This is a genomic window from Clostridium sp., assembly GCF_022482905.1.
In the GTDB taxonomy this organism is placed as follows: domain Bacteria; phylum Bacillota; class Clostridia; order Clostridiales; family Clostridiaceae; genus Clostridium_B.
Genome location: NZ_JAKVOI010000001.1, coordinates 3,435,806 through 3,456,887, shown reverse-complemented (window position 1 = coordinate 3,456,887; position 21,082 = coordinate 3,435,806). Strand labels below are relative to the sequence as shown.

The 21,082-nt window shown below is 35.1% G+C and carries 19 protein-coding genes; 2 read left to right on the top strand and 17 right to left on the bottom strand.

Annotated elements, in window-relative coordinates:
• Position 1: 1 nt before the first annotated feature.
• The 14 genes from LKE46_RS17115 to LKE46_RS17050 form a co-directional block, all read right to left on the bottom strand.
• Positions 2-1,273 (bottom strand): M14 family metallopeptidase, encoded by a 1,272-nt coding sequence (locus tag LKE46_RS17115; protein ID WP_291725264.1) that lies wholly within the window; start codon positions 1,271-1,273, stop codon positions 2-4.
• 70 nt (positions 1,274-1,343) lie between these two features.
• On the bottom strand, positions 1,344-1,829 hold the full coding sequence (locus LKE46_RS17110) for a hypothetical protein (RefSeq protein WP_291725262.1): 486 nt from the start codon (positions 1,827-1,829) through the stop codon (positions 1,344-1,346).
• A gap of 48 nt (positions 1,830-1,877) precedes the next feature.
• Positions 1,878-2,396 carry a gamma carbonic anhydrase family protein gene (locus tag LKE46_RS17105; protein ID WP_291725259.1) on the bottom strand — a complete coding sequence of 173 codons (519 nt, stop codon included), beginning with the start codon at positions 2,394-2,396 and terminating at the stop codon, positions 1,878-1,880.
• Positions 2,397-2,508: 112 nt separating this feature from the next.
• Positions 2,509-4,005 carry an MFS transporter gene (locus tag LKE46_RS17100; protein ID WP_291725256.1) on the bottom strand — a complete coding sequence of 499 codons (1,497 nt, stop codon included), beginning with the start codon at positions 4,003-4,005 and terminating at the stop codon, positions 2,509-2,511.
• A gap of 17 nt (positions 4,006-4,022) precedes the next feature.
• Positions 4,023-5,432 (bottom strand): glucuronate isomerase, encoded by a 1,410-nt coding sequence (gene uxaC, locus LKE46_RS17095; RefSeq protein ID WP_291725741.1) that lies wholly within the window; start codon positions 5,430-5,432, stop codon positions 4,023-4,025.
• Between the two features lie 141 nt (positions 5,433-5,573).
• Positions 5,574-6,656, bottom strand: coding sequence for a mannonate dehydratase (uxuA, locus tag LKE46_RS17090; protein ID WP_291725254.1), 1,083 nt, complete (start codon positions 6,654-6,656; stop codon positions 5,574-5,576).
• A 28-nt stretch (positions 6,657-6,684) separates the two neighbouring features.
• Complete coding sequence (locus tag LKE46_RS17085) at positions 6,685-8,298, bottom strand: mannitol dehydrogenase family protein (protein ID WP_291725251.1); 1,614 nt, start codon at positions 8,296-8,298, stop codon at positions 6,685-6,687.
• 186 nt (positions 8,299-8,484) lie between these two features.
• Positions 8,485-9,156: a GntR family transcriptional regulator gene (locus tag LKE46_RS17080; protein ID WP_291725248.1), complete on the bottom strand. Its 672-nt coding sequence runs from the start codon at positions 9,154-9,156 to the stop codon at positions 8,485-8,487.
• 157 nt (positions 9,157-9,313) lie between these two features.
• Positions 9,314-10,195 carry a PTS mannose transporter subunit IID gene (gene manZ, locus LKE46_RS17075; protein WP_291725245.1) on the bottom strand — a complete coding sequence of 294 codons (882 nt, stop codon included), beginning with the start codon at positions 10,193-10,195 and terminating at the stop codon, positions 9,314-9,316.
• Positions 10,196-10,217: 22 nt separating this feature from the next.
• Entirely contained in the window at positions 10,218-11,024 is an 807-nt protein-coding gene (locus LKE46_RS17070; RefSeq protein WP_291725242.1) for a PTS mannose/fructose/sorbose transporter subunit IIC, read from the bottom strand.
• Positions 11,025-11,048: 24 nt separating this feature from the next.
• Positions 11,049-11,528 (bottom strand): mannose/fructose/sorbose PTS transporter subunit IIB, encoded by a 480-nt coding sequence (locus LKE46_RS17065; RefSeq protein ID WP_291725739.1) that lies wholly within the window; start codon positions 11,526-11,528, stop codon positions 11,049-11,051.
• Between the two features lie 3 nt (positions 11,529-11,531).
• A complete protein-coding gene (locus LKE46_RS17060) occupies positions 11,532-11,957 on the bottom strand; it encodes a mannose/fructose/sorbose PTS transporter subunit IIA (RefSeq protein WP_291725239.1) in 426 nt (141 codons plus the stop codon).
• Positions 11,958-12,153: 196 nt separating this feature from the next.
• Positions 12,154-14,934, bottom strand: a complete 2,781-nt coding sequence (locus LKE46_RS17055; protein WP_291725236.1) for a sigma-54-dependent transcriptional regulator — start codon at positions 14,932-14,934, stop codon at positions 12,154-12,156.
• 201 nt (positions 14,935-15,135) lie between these two features.
• Positions 15,136-16,779, bottom strand: coding sequence for a peptide ABC transporter substrate-binding protein (locus LKE46_RS17050; RefSeq protein WP_291725233.1), 1,644 nt, complete (start codon positions 16,777-16,779; stop codon positions 15,136-15,138).
• 463 nt (positions 16,780-17,242) lie between these two features.
• Here LKE46_RS17050 and LKE46_RS17045 point away from each other — a divergent pair, with 463 nt between their 5' ends.
• Positions 17,243-17,635, top strand: a complete 393-nt coding sequence (locus tag LKE46_RS17045; RefSeq protein ID WP_291725230.1) for a hypothetical protein — start codon at positions 17,243-17,245, stop codon at positions 17,633-17,635.
• Positions 17,636-17,667: 32 nt separating this feature from the next.
• Positions 17,668-19,191 carry a cardiolipin synthase gene (gene cls / locus LKE46_RS17040; RefSeq protein WP_291725227.1) on the top strand — a complete coding sequence of 508 codons (1,524 nt, stop codon included), beginning with the start codon at positions 17,668-17,670 and terminating at the stop codon, positions 19,189-19,191.
• Positions 19,192-19,193: 2 nt separating this feature from the next.
• Here cls and LKE46_RS17035 read toward each other — a convergent pair whose 3' ends face one another.
• From LKE46_RS17035 to LKE46_RS17025, 3 genes are all read right to left on the bottom strand, one after another.
• Positions 19,194-20,003, bottom strand: a complete 810-nt coding sequence (locus tag LKE46_RS17035) for an alpha/beta fold hydrolase (protein ID WP_291725224.1) — start codon at positions 20,001-20,003, stop codon at positions 19,194-19,196.
• Positions 20,004-20,073: 70 nt separating this feature from the next.
• The gene (locus LKE46_RS17030; RefSeq protein WP_291725221.1) at positions 20,074-20,808 is read right to left on the bottom strand and encodes a DUF434 domain-containing protein; all 735 of its coding nucleotides are present in this window, start codon (positions 20,806-20,808) and stop codon (positions 20,074-20,076) included.
• Complete coding sequence (locus LKE46_RS17025; RefSeq protein ID WP_291725217.1) at positions 20,790-21,071, bottom strand: hypothetical protein; 282 nt, start codon at positions 21,069-21,071, stop codon at positions 20,790-20,792. The genes LKE46_RS17030 and LKE46_RS17025 overlap by 19 nt, the downstream gene beginning before the upstream one ends.
• Positions 21,072-21,082: the final 11 nt, after the last annotated feature.

The following is a 21,082-nucleotide window of genomic DNA, read 5'->3' as shown; positions in this document are numbered from 1 at the left end:
ATTATACAATTGACGCAAGAACGAGAAGTTCCTCATTATTTTCATATATTTCAGGGAACTGGCTTATTGGAAGCGGATTTACACCCCTGCCGACTTCAATGGTAAAACCTGGTCTTCCAAAGTCCTGTATAAACCAGTCCTTATATCCTGAATATGAAGTTATTCCAGCAGCCTCCTGCGGAGTGTAGCCACTTACATCTGCAAATTGTTCCACTATGGCTCTCGACTCTGAAGGCGTAAGGTTGTCATATTGCCAGTATATAATCTCTCCCTGGCTGTGATATGCCAGAGCAAGTCTGAAATTGTGTTTTTTAGTAAAATTCACCACAGCTTGTGTCTCAGGCTCTGAAACTGGATATGGCCCAGAATATCTGGTTGGACCTGGACCATAAACTCCATATGACTCCTCCAGATCTTTTGAAATCTGCCAGCCTGCATTATAATTGTGGTTTATATCTACGCCCCTATTATTTGCCTGCCAGTCTCTTGAAAAATTCTCACTCCCATTGTTCCATCTTATGAGGTCTTCATAATATGGATTTTCTCTGGTGAGCCCACCCAGAACCAGTTCAACTCCATCCGGATTTACCATGGGAACAATATATATACTGCTCCTTTCCCATATATCTTCTATATCATATCCTCTTATATTACTTTCTTCCGTATATGCCTTCAGGAAATTCTCTGCAAATTTCATGAGGAGCAGCGTTGTTATCCACTCCAAGGAATGATGGGATGCATTATAAAAAACCTCATTGGACCCTGTTCCAAGTCTTATATAGTAAAGTTCCCTTCCAAGTACACTTTTTCCCGCAGTACCAATATTCAAAAATGGATATCGTGCCTTTAATGCAAAGATATCGCTCTCCATTATATCATAGGTATAATTTATATCTGTATCTACTATGTCGATATTGTACGGAACTTTTATTGTAGTTCCAGGTATCACTCCAAATGGCTGTATCTGGGGATTGGCTATTATTATTCTATTTATCTGGGTACCATACATCCTGGCTATATTATAGAGAGTATCTCCTTGTCTTATTGTATAATTATCAAATCCCTCTATAAATCTTTCCATGACCCTACGGGTATTTTCACCTACTATTCCATCAGGAACAAGACCATTTTTTATCTGAAACTTTCTCACGGCATTTTCCGTCTGTGCACCAAATATTCCGTCCACATTTCCTTCATAATATCCCAGTTTTTTTAAAACCGACTGTATTCTCATTACCTGATTTCCCGAATCACCTATCCTTAAAACCGGCATATTGTATCTCCCAATATTAGTGCTATACTATATTTATGCACAATTCACCACTTATGTGATAAAAATCACTCTATTCAATTTTGAAATTTACATCAATTTCTTCATTGGAAGATACATCAAGTATTTTGTTTACAATACTTTCAACTTCATACTTGCTGCTGACAACCATTTTTACATCAAACCGAAGATTTTCGTTCTCCTGAAATTTTTTCAAGAATTCACTTTCACCGTTTTTTCCATATCTGCAATTATCATCGATCACTTTGAATATCAATTTTCTTATGTCCCTGGAAATTCTGTGTAAATCCATGGAAACCATATAACTTTTATCCTGCCTTTGCTCAATTTCCATGTTCTTCAACACCTTGAAAACAGTTGACATTTTACCCAATTTAATATCAGGATACTCACTAATATGAAATCCGTTATACATAACATTCATATTGTTAAATACTTCAAGATTATTTTTTATTCCCTTCATGCTAACCATGCCCCTGATCTTCTTTTTATCCCTGGCTGCACTTATAACATCATAGAAAAATTTAACCTTGTTCATTTAAAATCCCCCTTAAAATCTTTATCTAACCAATTAGGGGAGTCAATTCTATTTGTTTATATTGAAATCACCATAACTTCTGGAATTCTCAACATAATGCTCTGCTTCACTTCCAAGTTTTAATCTTTCTTCATCTGTAAGTTTTCTTACAATTCTCGCAGGGGCTCCGACACACAATACTCCAGAAGGTATTATTTTATTTTCAGTTACAATACTTCCTGCACCTATTATGCTTTTACTCCCTATAACCGCCCCATTCATCACGATAGAACCCATGCCTATCAAAGTAGAATTTCCTATCTCACAACCGTGAATTACTGCATTATGTCCTATAGTTACACATTCTCCTATGTGTACAGGACTATGCGGGTCAACATGAATTGTGCAGTTATCCTGTACGTTGGTCTTTCTTCCTATGCATATATTATTTGAATCTCCCCTGACTACTGCTCCAAACCAGACATTCACATCTTCACACAATTTAACTTTTCCGATAATATCTGCACTGTCAGCTACAAAACAACTTTCATCTATATCAGGCTCATACTTTCCAAACCTTCTTATCATAAGTAAAGCACCTCTTTAAAAATCTATTTTGATTTATATAAAAAGTATATCATATATCAGAAGGTTATTAAACAAGTCATCCTTTAAAGGATGACTTGTTTGTAACTTTGTATTATTTCCAGACATCTTCATATTTATATCCAGTAAGATTCTCAACAACTTCTCTTGTTTTTGGCTCAACATCCGTTTTAGAACCATTGTTTTTTAAACGGTCGATTTCTTTTACCAATATAAGATGTGTTTGTTTGTTAAGTTTGAATGTAAATGCCATTACTATGGATAACAGGAGCATTACAGTACATCCAATAACAAGTATATATGCAATTGTATGCATTACCTGTGGCGGCTGCACCGTATTCCCTTTAACGAATCCAGAAGATTGAAGTATAACTCCTACAACAAATGTAGCTATAGCTACACTACTCTTTCTTGTAAAAGTCATGACTGCCGCAAAAAGTCCCTCTCGTCTCTGCCTTGTAACCATTTCATCTACATCCGGTATGAACGGAAATACATTCCAGGGAGTAAATTCAAGCAAACTTCTTCCCATTTGATATACTGCAGCAATTAAAAATAAAATTAAAGTTTTGGATCCTGCATCATATACATATACTTCATAAAAGGCCAATAAGCAGATGATCATAGTCGAATAAGACATCTTGTATAAATTTGCAGGCCCAATTTTTATCATTAAAAAGCCGCCTAAAATAGTCATAGGTATACCTACAATACTGAGAGACAACAAATTAGCAGCAAGTGAAGCCGAGACCTTCAAATCGTATACACAGAAATACACAAACACGGCATTAAACGTATCCTTAGCCGTAAACGATAAAAGATATATAATAAGATGCTTTCTAAAACTTTTTATTTTCAAGGTAGATATATAATCGCCTGATACTTTAACAATTGTTTTTATCAAATAGATGAATCCTTTATTTTCATTTGAAGTCTGCAGCATCTCTTTCTTCATAGCAGGTGTTATTTCTCTCTCCCATGTTACTTTATATGCTATAAATATACAAATACCATACAATATAGCAAAAATCAATCCATTAATAAAATATGCATATGCATTAGTTTGTCCAAAATATCTGATCAGCTGGCCTGGAACAAATGTTGCTAAAAAAGTTCCTGTAGCTGAAATAAACATTCTTGATGTTGATATCTTTGTCCTGTCATTAAAATCTTTTGTCATTTCAGCAGGAAGTGTTTCCCATGGAATCAGTACCATAGAAGCAATAATTTCAAACATTATATATGTACCTAGATAAAACCAATAATTCATTCCTGTTATCCATAGTAATATATAATCAGCCATTAAAGGTGCCCCTATGAGCAAGAAGAAACGACGTCTTCCAAATTTCTTTCCTAATTTAGATTTATAAAAATTATCTGTTATACTTCCCATAAGCAAACTTGCAACTGCATCTACGATACGTGCAATGGCAATAATAGAAGCACCCTGTACAGGAGACAATCCTGCGAAAGTGGTATAAAAAAACAATAGGAAAGTACCGATAATAGTAAAAGCTCCACCCCCCATCAAATCAACAAGTCCATATCCAATACCTACAGGTATAGTAACCTTCTTATCCCTTCTCGACATGTTAAAGCCCCCCCTTTCTATTTATTTCCAAACCCGAAATAATTTTTTGCATTGTTATAGCATACTCCTTGTACCACATCTTTCAATAATTCCATATCTTCTGGCACTTCACCGTTTTCAACTAAATTGCCAATAAAATTACAAAATATTCTACGAAAATATTCATGCCTTGTATATGATAGAAAACTTCTGGAGTCCGTCAACATACCTACAAATCTGCTAAGCAGTCCCGTATTAGCTAACGATTTCATTTGATCAATCATTCCATCTTTATTATCATTGAACCACCATGCTGCCCCAAATTGAATTTTCCCTGGAATACCATCACCTTGAAAATTTCCGGCCATTGTACTCAAGGTATAATTATCTGTTGGATTTAATGAATATAATATAGTTTTAGGGAGACTATTTTCTTTTTCCAGTGAATCCAAAATTTTCGAAACAGAATATGCTATATTGTCATCCCTTATAGAGTCAAACCCAGTGTTGGGTCCAATTGCTTTAAGCATTCTTGTATTATTATTTCTAACTGCAGACATATGAAGCTGCATTGCCCATTCAAATTTACTGTAGATTCCGCCTAGTGATTTAAGTGTATATGTTCTATATTTATTCACTTCTTCCTGTGCCAATTTTGCACCTTTAATTTTCTTTAAGAATATATCTTCCACTTCTTCTTTCGTACTTTCTGTATATACCACTTTATCCAAGCCATGGTCAGATATTTTACAACCAGCAGAATTGAAGAATTCTATCCTTGATTCAATAGCTTTCAAAAACCCATCATAATCATAAATATCTACTTTAGACACATGTTCAAGTTTCTTAATCCATGGAATAAAATCATCTGAATCTATATTCATTCCTTTATCCGGCCTAAAGGTCGGGAACACACTTACGGCAAAATCCTTATCTTCATTAATTTTTTTGTGATATTCCAAGGAATCAACCGGATCATCCGTAGTACATATGGTTTCAACGTTGGATTTCTTTATCAATTGTCTTGTTCTAAAATCATCTTTACTTAACATTTCATTGGCTTTTTCCCATATAACAGGTGCAGTTTTTTCGTTCAATAAATCATATATCCCAAAAAATCTTTGAAGTTCAAGATGAGTCCAGTTATAAATAGGATTTCCTATTATCATTGGTACAGTTTTTGCCCAAGCTATAAATTTACCATAGTCGGATGCATTCCCAGTAATATATTTTTCATCTATGCCATTCGCCCTCATGACCCTCCATTTATAGTGATCCCCATACAGCCAAATTTCAGTTATATTTCTAAATTTTTTATTATCGTAAATTTCTTTTGGATCTATATGGCAATGGTAGTCTATAATAGGCATTTTTTTTGCGTAATTATTATATAAGTTCACAGCAGTATTATTGGACAACAAAAAATTTTCATTCATAAATTTTACCATCATTTTCCTCCTAATTGTTAATTAAATTAATTTATGTTATATTAAAACTTGTATATATTTTTATTGGACACTTCCTCATAATTGATCATACAAAATTCCTAATGTTCAACATGATCGACTATGAGGAAAATGTCTATTTTTTTACTGATTTCTACTATCCATTTTTTCAATAGCTTCCCAGAGTCCATTCAAATATGTTGCTCCAAGAGCTCTGTCATACAGTCCGTATCCAGGCCTTGCCTTTTCACCCCATATCATTCTTCCATGATCAGGTCTTATATATCCATCAAATCCAACATCATGAAGTGCTTTCATTATTTCAAACATGTCAAAGCTTCCGTCTGTGGACAAATGGGACACCTCATGGAAGTGTTTTTCAGACAGTATTTTTATATTTCTTACATGTGCAAAATGTATTCTGCCTTTGGCGCCGAAATATCTTATAAGTTCAGGTATATTGTTTTTAGTACTGGAGCCAAGTGATCCACTGCAAAGTGTAATACCATTGTAAGGACTATCTACAAGACTCAGTATCCTATCCAGATTTTCTTTGGAATGTACTATCCTTGGAAGTCCAAATACATTCCATGCAGGATCATCCGGATGGACAGCCATTTTGATATCATATTTTTCACATGTAGGTATTATGGCCTCAAGAAAATACTTGTAATTTTCAAACAGCTTTTCTTCATCTACTTCCTTGTACAAATCAAGTACCTTTTTTAACTCTTTGAGTCTCTCAGGTTCCCAGCCGGGAAGGGAAAAACCATTTGAACTCTTCTCGGTGTCCTCCACAAGCTTTATAGGCTCCAATCCTTTCAATTTGTCATCATCGTAGTACAATACTTCAGATCCATCAGGGAGCTTGTATGCAAGGTCAGTTCTGAGCCAGTCAAACACTGGCATGAAATTATAACATATTACTTTTATACCAGCTTGTCCTAAATTCTTGATCGTTTCTTTGTAATTTTCTATATACTTGTCTCTTGACGGCAGCCCCAGTTTTATATCTTCATGGATATTTACACTTTCTATAACTTCAAGCTCCAGTCCATGATTCTCTATATTCTTTTTATAGTCGAGTATCCTGTCAAGAGGCCACACCTCTCCTGCGGGGATATCGGACAGAAATCCCACTATTCCTGTAATTCCAGGTATCTGGCGTATCTGATCCAATGTAACACTGTCATCATTTTCACCAAACCACCTAAATGTCATTTTCATAAAAACATCCCTTTCCAACAATAACTAATTATTTTAAATATTTTTGAATTGTATTTCTAACTGAGTTTTTTCCGCCTGTCATTTCAGCAAAATACTCTTCTATTCTATTTCCAAGTCCTATCCTGTAGAGATCAAGTCCAAATATTCCACTGTTCGACAATATTGGTTTCAAGGTCCCGGCTTTATACTTTTCCCCAAGCTTCACTTCTGAAAGATAGCCTTTTAGATTATCAAGAAGCGGATCGGAACTTACCTCAAAAGCTTCCCCTCTATCATCAACTCCCAGCATATATCTGCACCACCCTGCAATGACAAGTGGTATATATTTCAGAGACTTTACGTCAAGATCTTCTCTTTCAACATATGCCTTTATTGTCTCCCCAAACCTTATGCCGACTTTCTGTGACGTATCAGTTGCTATTCTCTGAGGTGTGTCGGGTATATAGGGATTCGGGAGTCTTACTTCTATAACTTCCCTTATAAAATCCTCAGGTGCTATTATTCCCGGATTTGAAACTACGGGCATACCTTCCTCGTATCCTATCTTGTTTATAAGCTTTACTATATCCTCGTCCTTCATTTCATCTGCAATCAAATTATATCCAAGCATGCATCCGAATACTGCCATTGATGTGTGGAGTGGGTTAAGGCATGTACATACCTTCATCCTCTCAACCTTTTCAACGGTTTCCCTGTCTGTAAAATACACTCCTGCCTCCTGAAGTTCAGGTCTTCCATTCGGGAAGGTATCTTCAATTACAAGATACTGAGGTCCTTCGGCATTTACAAATGGGGCTATATAGGTATTCTTGCCTGTTATGATTGGCTTTATATCCTTGATTCCAAGCTTCTCAAGTTTTTCCTCTACTGTCTTTGAAGGCCTTGGGGTTATCTTGTCTATCATGCTCCATGGGAATGCAACTTTATTGACATCATTTATATAATCTACGAATTCACTTTCAACAAGTTTGTTTTCAGCCCATTTGCCTGCAATTGTGTTTATGGAGTTGTAGAGCTTTTCTCCATTGTGTGAACAGTTGTCCATGCTGACTACAGCAATTGGAAGTTGTCCAGTCTTAAATCTTCTATATAAAAGTGCTGAAACTTTTGCCATTACACTGCTCGGTTTTGCAGGTCCATTTTTTATGTCTCTATTTACTTCATCCGTAAACTCTCCCGACAGCTTTTTCAGATTGTATCCCTTTTCTGTTATAGTAAAGCTTGCCATCTGAAGCGAAGATTTTGAAAACACGTCACTCAGTGTTTTCCAGTTTTCTGTTCTTTCTGCATCTGCAGCTATACTGTCCCCAATACTGGCAATGACAGTATTGTCAATGCTGCCATCAGGTTTCATAATAACCTGAAGACTCAGATTATCATGTGGCTTGTATATTTTATCTATAATTTCATAGTCATAAGTCTCAACAGCAATTATTCCTGTTTTCGATTTACCTGAATCCAGCAGCTTCTGCTGAAGTGCTGCCACAAATCCTCTGAATATATTTCCCGAGCCAAAATGTACCCAAATTGGATTTTCCCTGGTATTTTTGCACATTTCCTCATAATCGAAATTCGGAAGCTTGATTGCAGCTGCTTTCCATGCTGCCGTATTCTTCAAGGCATCCTTTTTTAATTCAATCATATTTTACACTGCCTCCTTATAAATTCAATGAATGTTAAAAGATCAAGTCAACCCTTTTCAAAGGCTTCACCTCCATCAAAGATTGTGTTAAAATAAAAGTAGTTATATATTTTATCAGAGGGTTTTTTCAAGCTTGACATATTCTTGCCGGAAAATGTCAAGTTACACCCCCATTTTATACAGACATCATTTAAAATATTGAGGATATCTCTTTTTTACGTCTTTTAAATTATAATTAACCATGTTTAGATGATTTTTCATAATTTCATCAGCATCTTCAGGCTTCTTATTCTTTATAGCTTCCATTATAGTCCTATGTTGAAAATATACATCATCAACCTTTAAATTAGAAGAAAGGGTTAGCATACGTATACGTTGAAAATCCATTTCAACCTGGCATATGGTATTCCATGTCCTTTCCTTGTTACATCCTTCAAAAATGGTTTTATGAAACTGCTCATCCAATTTAAACGCCTTTGTATAATCACTTTTTTCAATGGATATCTTCTGCATTTTCAAGTTCATTTCCAAGGCTATAAATTTTTCTTCAGGAAACTGTTTACATGCAAGCCTGACTACAGCTCTTTCAATATGCTCACGCAAAAATCTGGCTTCCTCTACTTCATCTAGATCAATCAATGATACAAATGTACCTTTCTGGGGATAAATATCAAGCAGTCCTTCCTGGGATAAAAGCAGGAATGCTTCCCTTACAGGAGTTCTGCTTATATTGAATTTTTCAGAAATACCCTTTTCAGAAATACTGAGGCCAGGCTTGAGATGAAGCTGTATAATATCCTCTTTTAAAATCTGATATAATTTTTTGCCTGTTAAATTTTTGCCTGTTTCAAAAGCCATAATTATCTCCCTTATTGTCTTGCTACCATACTTGTATGGTAGTTATAAATAAATTATATCATATACTTTCGTAAATTCAATACTTTTTTTATAAATATAGAAGCTTTTTCCGTCGATATTATTGATGGAAAAAGCCTCTATTTTCAATATTCACATTTTATTTCAATATTCCCGCTGCATATCCAAGTATACCTATTCCAAAGAGTCCAAATATTATCCATATAGCGTTTATCTTTTTCTTGAGAAGACTCATACATATAAATGTCATTATGAGAGGAACAAGTCCAGGCATCAGCTGATCAAGTATATTTTGAACAGTTGTTACCACAACCTTGCCATTTTGCTGGGTTATCCTCGAAACTACGACTGGTATATTGACTGTTGTCCACTTCGATACAAGCGCCCCCATTACAAACAACCCTAGTATGGAAGCCCCTTCTGTAAGTTTCTGAAGCCTGTTTCCACTCATATCACTTACAATATCTGTTCCCTTTACATAACCATATTTTACTCCATACCACCTGACTGCAAGTCGAACTGCATTGAATACAAGGAAGAACAATATCGGTCCCCCTATGCTTCCGGTAAGTGCAAGCGATGCACCAAGTGCTGCAACGACAGGTCTGAGTGTTCCCCAGAATATAGGATCTCCAACTCCTGCGAGCGGTCCCATGAGTCCTACTTTTACACCGTTTATTGCCGCATCATCTATATCTGCTCCATTTGCCTTCTGTTCTTCCATGGCAGCTGTAACACCAAGTATGGGAGCAGTTGCAAAAGGCTGGGTATTAAAAAACTCCAGATGTCTTTTTATTGCATTAACTTTGTCTTTTCCCTTGTAAAGCCTTCTTATAACGGGTACCATTGCAAAACAGTATCCAAGCGCCTGCATTCTTTCGTAATTCCAGGAAGCCTGATGAAAATTTGAACGTATAAATACATTTATCAGATCCTTTTTTGTAAGGTGCTTCTTTTCGCTTTTTCCCCTGTCGTTTTTAGGAACATTAATATTCTTTTCAACAATTTTATTTTCACTCATGATAAATTCCCCCTTCTAAATATTAGTCATCAAGTTCATCGTCCAGTTCATCATCTGACCCTCCACTTGAAACAACCACTGTTTTAGGCATATTGTATTTTGGATTCAACTGGATATATATTATTGCAAACACTGCACCTATAACGCCAAATGCTACAAGATTAAACTGAGTAAATGCAGCTATTACAAATCCCAGAAAGAAGAATCCCATGAGATATTTTGCCTCCATCATATTTATAACCATGGCATAACCTACAACAACTATGAAGCCACCGGCAACCTGAAGACCTCCTGTTACAACTTTTGGAATTGCATTCAAAAATGTTTGAACTGCATCAGTTCCTATAAATGCTGCAACCAGCATTGAAGGTATGGCAACACGTGCTGCCTGTACTGCAAGAGAGCCTATGTGCATTAAATCGATTCCATGGAGGTTTCCATTTTTTGCATAAGTATCAGCCCTGTGCTGGAATGCTACAGTAATTGTCCTTGCAAATATAGTCAACACCTGGCCTGCAGCCGCAAGTGGCATTGCTATGGCTATACCTGTCCCTATGCTCTGTTTGCCTCCTATTACAAGAATTGTAGATATGATACTTGCCATCGCCGTATCAGGTGCCATTGCCGCACCTATATTCATCCAGCCAAGAGCCATCATCTCCAGAGTACCACCTATAATTATACCTGTTTTTACATCTCCAAGAATAAGTCCAATTAGTGTACATGCTATCAGTGGCCTGTGTGTCTGAAATTCATCAAGTACACTGCCCATGCCGGAAATACATGCAACAATTAGTATCAGCACCATTTGTACAGCATTAATAGTCATAATAACATCTCCTTTTTAAAATAATTATCTATCTATCAAAGTCATTAAATCTACTTTGGTATCCTTGCTGACTTTTCTTATTTCAAGTTCTATACCTTTTTCATGAAGTTTTTTAAATGCTTCTATATCCTTCTCATTTACGGATACAACTCCATTTATCTGTTTTTTCCCCTCTTTAAATGACATTCCTCCAATATTTACACTTTTTATATCAACTCCACCTTCAACCATTCGGAGTATATCAGTAGGATTGGTAAACAGGTATAATACCTTTACTCCCTCATATTTTGGATTTTTATATACCCTTACTGCCTTTTCAACTCCCACAACATTTGCCTTTATTCCAGGAGGTGCTACCTGCACAAGAAGTGTCTTTCTTATACTGTCCTTGGCTACGTCATCATTGCATACTATTATTCTTTCACATTTTGTTTCCTTGGCCCAAACAGTAGCAACCTGTCCGTGTATCAATCTGTCATCTATTCTTGCCAAAACTATATTCATCATTTATAAATCATCCTCCTCTATATTTTCAGATAAGCTTTCTTTTAAGGACTTTATTCCCTCGAGTCCTGATTTTCTGGCTGTATTCAATATTTCTTCCAGAGTCGAGGAACTTCTAGTACTGAATACTTCCAAAAGCATCGGCATATTTATCCCCGTCACTACATCCATGTTTTTTTCAGATGAAACAACTATATTGCTTGCTGCATTAAAAGGACTTCCACCGAACAGATCCACCATAAACAAAACTCCATCACTGCAGTCCAGCTCTTCCATTTCACTCTTATACCTACTCACAAGATCTTCAACATTTTCACCAGGTTCAAATGTTACCGCCGCAACATTTTCCTGACTTCCAAATATCATTTCTGCAGATCTTAAAATCTCTTTTGAAAACTTCCCATGAGTCCCTATAATAATAGCTACCATAATATCTCCTCCAAATCCTAGTGCTTTAATTACACTTATATATAATGCAATTGTCATGCCAAACTAGTGTATTAAAAGTACGAGATAATATAAGCTCCTCATTTCACAGCATTTGTAAATATCGCTATGAAATGAGAAGCTTTATTTTTAATACTCTAATATTTCTATATTAATACACTTGTGGAAATCAAGAAATTCATCTCAGCATCTCCGATATATAATAAATTTCATCATCAGTCAGTTCTATATTCAATGTTGACTTGAATATACCGGCTTCATCCTTCAATATATTAACAAGTTCTACATCAAGTCCGCTTTTATCATCCCTATATATAAGTCCTTCTTTCACTATCATCCTTTCAAGTGCACACCCTGTATGTACTATAAGCTTTATGCATAGAGAATTCTTAAAATGTGTATTCATCCTTTTTTCCAATACACTGATAAAATCTATTAATACACTTATTATTTTGGATGGATTCAAATAAGTTAGGAACTCACCCAGGCTATCCCTGCACAAATCCTCCACAACAACACTTTTACCTTCATTTACTTCAACTGCAGTATTACTTGCCACAATATCACCTATTATCTTTTCTCCACATCCATTTATAAGTGATTCCAGAGATATAAAAGGTATGTCCATCTTTGGATTTACAATACCAATACAAGCCATGACCTCATATTTGTTTTGAATGGTTTTTATACTGTCCTTCAGATTTTTCAATCCTACAGGTATTACATCTATACGTTCATCAGTTATATTGTGTATTACATCTTCAACCAGTTCCTCAAGCTTTACCGCCGTACCCTCTCCACTTGAACAAATAGTGACAAAAGCTCTGTTCGCATGCTGATTCCCTTTTTCCTTCAAACTCATACTATATCCTCTGAAGCCTTTCAGCGACTCATATATTCTGTCAAGGTCCATATCAAATATATTGGCCTTTCTTACAGCCTCCAGCACAAGCGGAGTAGATACCATATCTATGGTCTTTATATCTATACCCGTCTTTTCAATTATTACAGTATCAAAATTTGCCAGCGAACCCATATCGACCAGAAGGAGCACACCTTTTCCCATATCTATTTCCTGAACCCTTTTTATCATTTTGTCCAATATATCTTCGGGGTTTACTTCCAGAGGCATATCTATTGCCTGCATATTGCAATCTCCAAGGAGTTTTTTTGCTACATTCACCATGCTTGTAGCAGTACTATTTCCATGGGCGGCTACTATAATGGCCACATTCCCATCATTCTGCTCATCCTGGATAGAACTTAAAAGAAGAGTGAGATATATGACTTCCATCTTCGGAACCGATATACTATATCTTTTTTCTATAAGCTTTTTTATTTCCAGAGAAACATCGTATTCTCGTGGATTATCCTTTATTATACTTGATATATTAGTATATTTTACCGGTCTTCCGCTTTCAATTCTTTTGAAAAACGCACTTAAATGCAGGCTAAGAGCATACAGGAACCTGTCCGACAATTTTCTGTCCAGTCTTTTTTGAACAAGAATTCTTATCTCATCTGCAAATTCCAGTACATTCTCATCTACTACCTTCAATATCTTTTTTCTGTCTTTTTCACCGTCTTTAAACTTGTCATAAAATCCCTTTATGTGAACATTTATATCAGTTGCTATGAAATCTTTTATAGAATCATCATCAAGTCCTTCATCTTTCAGTATTATGGCCTTGTCTTCTATAATCTTATACAGATTGAACGGAGGTTCATAAGGATCCTCATCTATAAGCACCTTATACCCTTCCGGTGCTACTATAAGCTGTGAATTTACATATTTAGATATCTCCTCCATTTCATTTCTTCTGGCACCAAGCAGAAACAATCCTTTTTTTATATCCGGAGGAAGTAACTTGAAATCAATTTCCACATATTCACTGTTTTCTATACTGTTTAGAAAACCCTTTGCACATACAAGCTGTATATTTGATTTCATCTGTCCTATATTTCCATAGGATACACTTCCTATAAGTGCCTTTACTGCATTTTCCTCAATTTTTATGGGCTTGTTGATTCTGTGTGCTTCATTTGATATTAGATATTTAAGTATGTTTATTTTGTCTTCTGCCGGCCTCTCATTAAGACTTGGTATACTTATTATTATTGGAATTCTTCTTACAAATGTTCTCAGTAGAGATGAATCCGGGTCTTCTGTGGTGGCACATACTATAAATACATTTGATTTTCTCCTTCTCTCAGTTTCACCAAGTTTGTTATAGGTTCCTGTATCCATGAAATAAAATATCATTTCCTGTCCTTCAGGTGGAAGCCTGTGGATTTCATCCAAGAACAGCATTCCCCCATCCGCCCTCTCGACAAGTCCTTCCTTTTCTTTGTCGGCACCGGTAAAAGCACCCTTCAGATGACCGAATATATGGGATATAAGGAGCTGTGAATTATTATAATAGTCGGCACAGTTAAATATTACAAATGGGGAATTGTCATCAAATCTTTTAACATACCTGGCATAATTATACATCATGTTTGCAAATAAAGTTTTACCGACTCCTGTCTGTCCCACAATAAGCGTGTGAAGACCATTGGGCGGATAAAGTATGGCTGCCTTAGCCTGCTCCACCTGGTTCTTGAGTCCAGTCTCAAATCCTATCAGATTGTCGAAAGGAGACTTTTTCCCACCGAAATGACCATTATCCTTTATAATACTGTCTATGCTGTCAACTTCCAGCGGTCCTTTTTCTATATTATATTGAAGCTTATCTTCCAAAGAACTTTTATCTATAAACAACACTGGCCTGCCTATAATCTTTATTACCTTGTCCTGCTTCAAAAGTATGTTCAATTCCATACTTACATTGTTTCTCAATATTCCAAGTTCATCGGATATTTCCTTGGCACTGAATCCGACTTTTCCTTTTAAACTGTTTATATCAAGTTGAAGGGTTCTCTCTATCAGATAATTGTGTATTCTATCAATTCTCTTCATCTTCAATCCCCTTTCTGCATTAAAATATATTTCAACTTATATATAACATTATACAATTAACTTATTTCAGGTAACAATTCAAATAAAAAAAACTGTCGCACTAATTTTTTTAGTACGACAGCCCCATATTGCTGGCAGTGCTACTAGCACACTTTACTACCTCACCCGTAAACGGGTCAATATTATTCTTCCATGAATTTTTTATTCTTGCAAACTGGCTCCTTTCAATATAAAAGATCCTATAGGAGTTATTTGAACACCTTTAAGCTTCTTGTTTATACAAACAACCTCTGAATATTCATAAATAGGAATTACAGGTGCATCATTCATGAGTATATCCTCCGCCTGATGTATTAGTTTTGCCCTTTTTGAAGTGTCTGGTTCTGATTTGGCCTGACCAATTAACTTGTCATAGCTTGGATTTGAATACCCCGGCATATTGTTTCCTCCCGTCGTAGTAAACATATCAAGAAAAGTCATAGGGTCATTGTAGTCCGCTATCCATCTGCTGCCACCAACAACAAAATTGTGCTTTAATAGTTCAGATATCTGAATTTTCCTTTCAACATTTCTGAGAGTAATATTTATCTTTAAATTTTTCTTCCACATATCCTGTACTGCCTGTGCTATATTTTGATTGGTCTGATCGGTATTATACAGTACCTCAAGAGTAGGAAATCCCTTTCCGTCAGGATATCCAGCTTCAGCTAAAAGCTTTCTAGCCTGTGCTATGTCAGCTTTCTCAGGAAGATATTCCTTATTTTTAAATTCTCCACCATTGGAATCACTCACAACACCAGGTACAAAAGAAGTTGCAGGTTTCTCACCAGATTTTGTGACATCTTTTACTATTGCGCTTCTATCAATAGCAAGACTCAACGCTTTTCTAACTTTTACATTACCTAATACTTTAGCTGCCTCAGGATTTACACTTGCAGCCTGTGGAGAAACATTTGCCATATAATAATATACTCCAAAATAAGGATATGCTTTAGCCGTTCCATTCTTTAGCAAATTAGGGGTTTCCGTAGCAGGCGGTTTGTCAATCAAATCCAGATCCCCTGTTTTGAATGCAGCATAATAGCTGCTCGCATTTTCCAAAGTCTTAAACTCTACTCTTTCAATTTTAACATTTTTAGCATCCCAGTAATTAGGATTTTTTTCAAAATTCAAACTATCCTTCTGTTTGTATTCAACCATCTTGTAAGGTCCGTTTGATATGTACGTATCTGCTTTTGTTGCCCATGCATCCGGGCTTTTGTCAACTGCATCCTTTCTTATAGGTTTATAAGTTGTAAAAGATGTAAGGTATAAAAAATATGGAGTAGGATCCTGAAGATTTGCAACTAGAGTATAGTCATCTTTTGCTTTAATTCCTACCTGGTCTGCTCCAACTTTTCCCTCGTTATATGCTTGTCCATTTTTTAAATAGTACAGCTGATAGGCATATTCAGAAGCAGTTTTAGGATTCAGGGCCCTTTTCCATGCGTACTCAAAATCTTTAGCGGTAACTGCTTTTCCATCTGACCACTTTGCATTTTTCCTCAAATGAAAAGTATAGGTAAGTCCATCACTTGATACATCCCATTTTTCGGCAACACCTGGCTGAATTTTTCCTTGTCCGTCCATATCGGTAAGTCCTTCAAATGCATTTTCAATAACATGAGCTCCCTCAATAGTATTGCACAACCCCGGATCAATTGACTTAGGATCGGCACTTATATTTACCTTTATGGTACTTTTATCGCTTCCTTTGCTGGTAGAATTTCCACAACCTGCGAATATCGAACCAACAAGCACAAGCGACAATACAATTGAGGAAATTCTTGATTTTCCTTTTAACATAATAGTCCTCCCATCAAATTATTATAAATATAGAAACTTGGATTAGCCATTAAAAATATCCAAGAAAACTATCTAATATAAGCACAAGAAATAAAACTTGCAATATTAAGAATAATCTTAACAATCAATAACCTACAAATTCAATTTTGACTTTTTAAATAAATTTCAATTTTCCCATACATTTTTTATGATATTATCATAAATTTATGCTTATGTCAACGGTATCAAGTAATTACAATATGTATAATTATTAATAACTTTATTACAATAAATGCCTAAAATAATTAATATATTTCAAAATATATTTAAAATTGAATTATAATAGCTATTTTGTTGATGTATAAAAATTCATAAATTGCAATAAAAAATATATTTTAAAATTTTTTGTACTAAATAAATTAAATGCAAAGATTAAAATTTTATTGTATAATTATCTAGAAATTCATTTACAGGAGTGGTAAATTTGAATAACTTTTTAAATAAATTGTCATATTACTTTAGAGATTGCTATGGTGTCGACAAACTTTCAAAACATCTTTATATAATAGGATTCATTCTTTCAATTTTCAGATCAAGGGGCAGTTCTACTTTTGGTTTTGTCTGTATTGTATACAGCACATGGAGATGTCTCTCAAAAAATAAATACAAGAGACATCATGAACTGCAGTCATATGAAAACTTTATAGCACCACTGGAAAGGATGTTCTCCGGATTCAAAACCTCATCAAATCAACGAAGGTATTATAAGATATTTAAATGTCCCAATTGTTCGCAAAAAATGAGAGTTCCAAGGCATAAAGGGAAAATAACTATAACTTGCAGGAACTGTGGCACTTCTTTTAAGGGAAAATCATAAACTAAAGTAAAATGTAAAGGCAGGTGTTTATTATGGGAGAAAGAAAATCATTTATTTCAATTCTTAAATTTATAGTCTTTACATTTTGGGTAATATTTCAATTTATAGCCATAACCCTTGTTTATAATGTATTTAATATATTCTTCATATACTATTTCATAGCATTTGAAATTATAAGTGCCATTGCAGTAATTCATCTCAATTACAAGGACGAAAATACTTCCTACAAGATCAGCTGGATAGCATTGATACTCCTGATCCCAGTAATAGGCGTAATTATTTACATCGTATCCAGAATTGGGATACTACGTAATTTTAGTAAGATCAACAGAATAAGTTTTGAGAAAGGAGTATTTCCTAAAGAGGATTTTTCACTGTTGCATTCTATTAAAATCGAGAATAAAGCACGATACAATGAAACAAGACTTATAAAAAACATCAGCGGATATCCTGCTTATACAAATACAAAAATTGAATACTTTCCCTCGGGAGAACTTATGTATAAAAGACTTATAAAGGAATTGAAAAGTGCCCAAAAATTTATTTTCATTGAATATTTTATAATTTCAAAGGGCATAATGTGGGACAAAATTCTCGAAATACTGAAGAAAAAATCCAGGAGCGGCGTAGAAGTCAGAATTTTAGTCGACTATATCGGCTCACTATTTGTTCTTCCTCCCAAATTTAGAAAAATACTCAGAGAAAACAATATAAAATTCAAGATTTTCAACCCTATGAAACTTATTTTAAATGTTATGCTAAACTACAGAGACCACAGAAAACTAGTTATAGTAGACGGAAGAGTTGCCTTCAATGGAGGAATCAATATTGGCGATGAATACATAAACCTGTATAGAAAATACGGTTACTGGAAGGATTCCGCCGTATGCATAGAAGGTGATGCCGTTTATAGTTTTACAGTGATGTTTCTAAAAATGTGGCAATCGATAACTCATAAAAAGGAAGACATCAAAAGATATAAATTGGCACAAAAAATGATGTTGAATGAAGGTATAGTAATTCCATATGCTAGTGGACCGGAAAGACTCGACAGTACAGCCGAGGATATATATTTAAATATAATAAACAGCGCCAAAAATTATATCTATATTACAACTCCTTATTTGATAATAAGCTACGAAATGATTTTGGCTCTTTCCCTGGCAGCCAAAAGAGGGGTTGATGTAAAAATAATAACCCCCCATATCCCGGATAAAAAAATTATTCAGATTCTAACAAGATCACATTATGACAAACTGCTTGATTCCGGAGTGGAAATATATGAGTATATGCCTGGATTCATCCATAGTAAAAATTTCGTATCCGATGATGAATGTGCTGTAATTGGAACAATAAATATGGACTATAGAAGTTTATTCCTACATTTTGAATGTGCAACCTATATGTATGATACACCTGCAATAAATGAAATTTATAGAGATTTCATTAAAACCAAAATGGTATCGAAAAAAGTGCATAAGGAAGTCTGGGAAAGACGAAGTTTCTTAAAAAAAATTCTGGAATCTATCCTCAGACTGTTTGCACCACTGGCATAATATCAGCCTTTTATAAATTTAAGGAGCTCGGAATTAAACTTTCCCAGTTCATCATGGAAAATTCCATGTCCGCTGAATTCAAATGGATAAAGCTGAGAATTTTTTATACCCCTGTTCAATTCTTCTGCAAATTCAAATGGGCATATCTTGTCCATTTTACCATGGAATATACCTGTTGTTACATTAATCTTGTTGATCTCAGATCTGAGATCCTCATCTTTAAGTGATCTGGCAGTTTCTATGGTCGAATGTCCTGAAGCCTCCAGGCCAAGATTCTGAAACCAGTTCATAAAATTGTCCGTTGTATTTCCTGCAAAGAATATTTTTCCAATACCAGCCATCATTTCAGGTCTATTTTCACGGGCCTGCCTGATTAAATCCTCAACTCCATTGACATCCATGCCATAAGGATATCCTTTGCGTCTGGTAAAAGATGGTGCAGCTGGAGACATCAGTACAAGTTTTGATACATTATAGCTATAGTATCGTGACATATATCTGATTGCCACTGCAGCTCCCATTGAGAAACCTACAAGAGTTATGTTTTTCAATTCAAGTGTTTCAATAATAACCCTTACGTCATCAGACAGTCTGTCATAAGAGTATCCTTTCCAGGGTTTATCTGAACTTCCAAATCCCCTTAGATCAATACTTATACACCTATAACCATATTCAGGAAGCAAATCAAGCTGATATTCAAACATTTTATGGTTCAGAGGCCATCCATGAATAAGGAATATGACATCTTTCCCACGAGGATTCAGATCATCCACCAGAATTTTTATACCTTCCTCTACTTCAATATAATACATCTACAAATACCTCGCCCTTAATACTTATTTATATTATATGTGTTACATTAGAGTAGATATGCCATAAATGTCATTTAAAACTTCCGCACAAATTTATGATATTGGCATGTGGAATATAATCCTGTATAATTTTTCTCGCAAGGTTATACCAGCTGTAACATTCATCAATTATTATTGAATCACTTGTAACTACACAGTATTTTTTGTATAGAAAGCAATCAACAGAATCCATGAGCCTCACTTCAACATTGATATTCCAATTTTCGGAATTCTCCAGTATGAATTTTCTTAATCGCCCTGAATTTGAGACACCTCTGTCCAATAAAAATATCACATGAGAGATATGCACATCATCAAGTTCTTTTCCTATTGTATTCATTGCATAACCTGTTTTGTCAATAATTCTATAAGTTCCCCTAAGTCCTGCCAGATCTCTCACAGCACCATCACTGCATAGTATAATGGGAGATCCTGAAAATGCTGTTTCCAATGTAATAATCAGGTTGAATCCATCTATATATATTAAATCGGTATTGGTCAAATCTGGAAATATACATTTTGCCCTTCTCGCTTCAATCTTTTTGCTTGAAGCTGTAGAGCGTATTAGTGCATTTCTCTGCCTGGCAGAAAACTGATAATGATTTCCAACCATCTCTATAATAGAGTGGCTGTTATAATTTCTGTCAAGAAGCCATTGTATCTCTTCCTGCGCCTTTTGCATTCTCAGCAGTGCTTCTTTTGAAAACCACCTGTCATCCTGTGGATCACAACCTCTTTTAACTGATTTCATTCTACTATTTCCCATATATCTTTCATATCCTTCACATACCCGTATTCAATAACATCTTCATCTATTGTTTCATTCTTTCTATTATAGTATGATACAGGTATTATTACTCCAAGAGACCCATGTTCATATATTTTACCACTTAAATACTCTTGTTTCATCTCATCAAAGTTTTGAACAAGTCTTATCCCCAGATTAGAATTGCTGTTATAAGTAGCTTTCCAAAATTCCTCTTTGGTCACATTTTTCTTTAATCTTACTTTTACTTCCCTGCAGCCCATAATAAACATTC

Excerpts from the sequence above, each read along its gene's own strand:
- LKE46_RS17105 (WP_291725259.1), bottom strand. The coding sequence starts at position 2,396 with ATGATAAGAAGGTTTGGAAAGTATGAGCCTGATATAGATGAAAGTTGT.
- LKE46_RS17055 (WP_291725236.1), bottom strand. The coding sequence starts at position 14,934 with ATGAAGAGAATTGATAGAATACACAATTATCTGATAGAGAGAACCCTT.
- LKE46_RS17035 (WP_291725224.1), bottom strand. The coding sequence starts at position 20,003 with ATGTATTATATTGAAGTAGAGGAAGGTATAAAAATTCTGGTGGATGAT.
- LKE46_RS17080 (WP_291725248.1), bottom strand. The coding sequence starts at position 9,156 with ATGGCTTTTGAAACAGGCAAAAATTTAACAGGCAAAAAATTATATCAG.
- LKE46_RS17100 (WP_291725256.1), bottom strand. The coding sequence starts at position 4,005 with ATGTCGAGAAGGGATAAGAAGGTTACTATACCTGTAGGTATTGGATAT.
- LKE46_RS17115 (WP_291725264.1), bottom strand. The coding sequence starts at position 1,273 with ATGCCGGTTTTAAGGATAGGTGATTCGGGAAATCAGGTAATGAGAATA.
- LKE46_RS17065 (WP_291725739.1), bottom strand. The coding sequence starts at position 11,528 with ATGAATATAGTTTTGGCAAGAATAGATGACAGATTGATACACGGACAG.
- uxuA (WP_291725254.1), bottom strand. The coding sequence starts at position 6,656 with ATGAAAATGACATTTAGGTGGTTTGGTGAAAATGATGACAGTGTTACA.
- LKE46_RS17070 (WP_291725242.1), bottom strand. The coding sequence starts at position 11,024 with ATGACTATTAATGCTGTACAAATGGTGCTGATACTAATTGTTGCATGT.
- LKE46_RS17025 (WP_291725217.1), bottom strand. The coding sequence starts at position 21,071 with ATGGGCTGCAGGGAAGTAAAAGTAAGATTAAAGAAAAATGTGACCAAA.
- LKE46_RS17060 (WP_291725239.1), bottom strand. The coding sequence starts at position 11,957 with ATGGTAGCTATTATTATAGGGACTCATGGGAAGTTTTCAAAAGAGATT.
- LKE46_RS17050 (WP_291725233.1), bottom strand. The coding sequence starts at position 16,779 with ATGTTAAAAGGAAAATCAAGAATTTCCTCAATTGTATTGTCGCTTGTG.
- LKE46_RS17030 (WP_291725221.1), bottom strand. The coding sequence starts at position 20,808 with ATGGGAAATAGTAGAATGAAATCAGTTAAAAGAGGTTGTGATCCACAG.
- manZ (WP_291725245.1), bottom strand. The coding sequence starts at position 10,195 with ATGAGTGAAAATAAAATTGTTGAAAAGAATATTAATGTTCCTAAAAAC.
- uxaC (WP_291725741.1), bottom strand. The coding sequence starts at position 5,432 with ATGGTAAAATTTATGAATGAAAATTTTTTGTTGTCCAATAATACTGCT.
- cls (WP_291725227.1), top strand. The coding sequence starts at position 17,668 with ATGGGAGAAAGAAAATCATTTATTTCAATTCTTAAATTTATAGTCTTT.
- LKE46_RS17110 (WP_291725262.1), bottom strand. The coding sequence starts at position 1,829 with ATGAACAAGGTTAAATTTTTCTATGATGTTATAAGTGCAGCCAGGGAT.
- LKE46_RS17085 (WP_291725251.1), bottom strand. The coding sequence starts at position 8,298 with ATGATTGAATTAAAAAAGGATGCCTTGAAGAATACGGCAGCATGGAAA.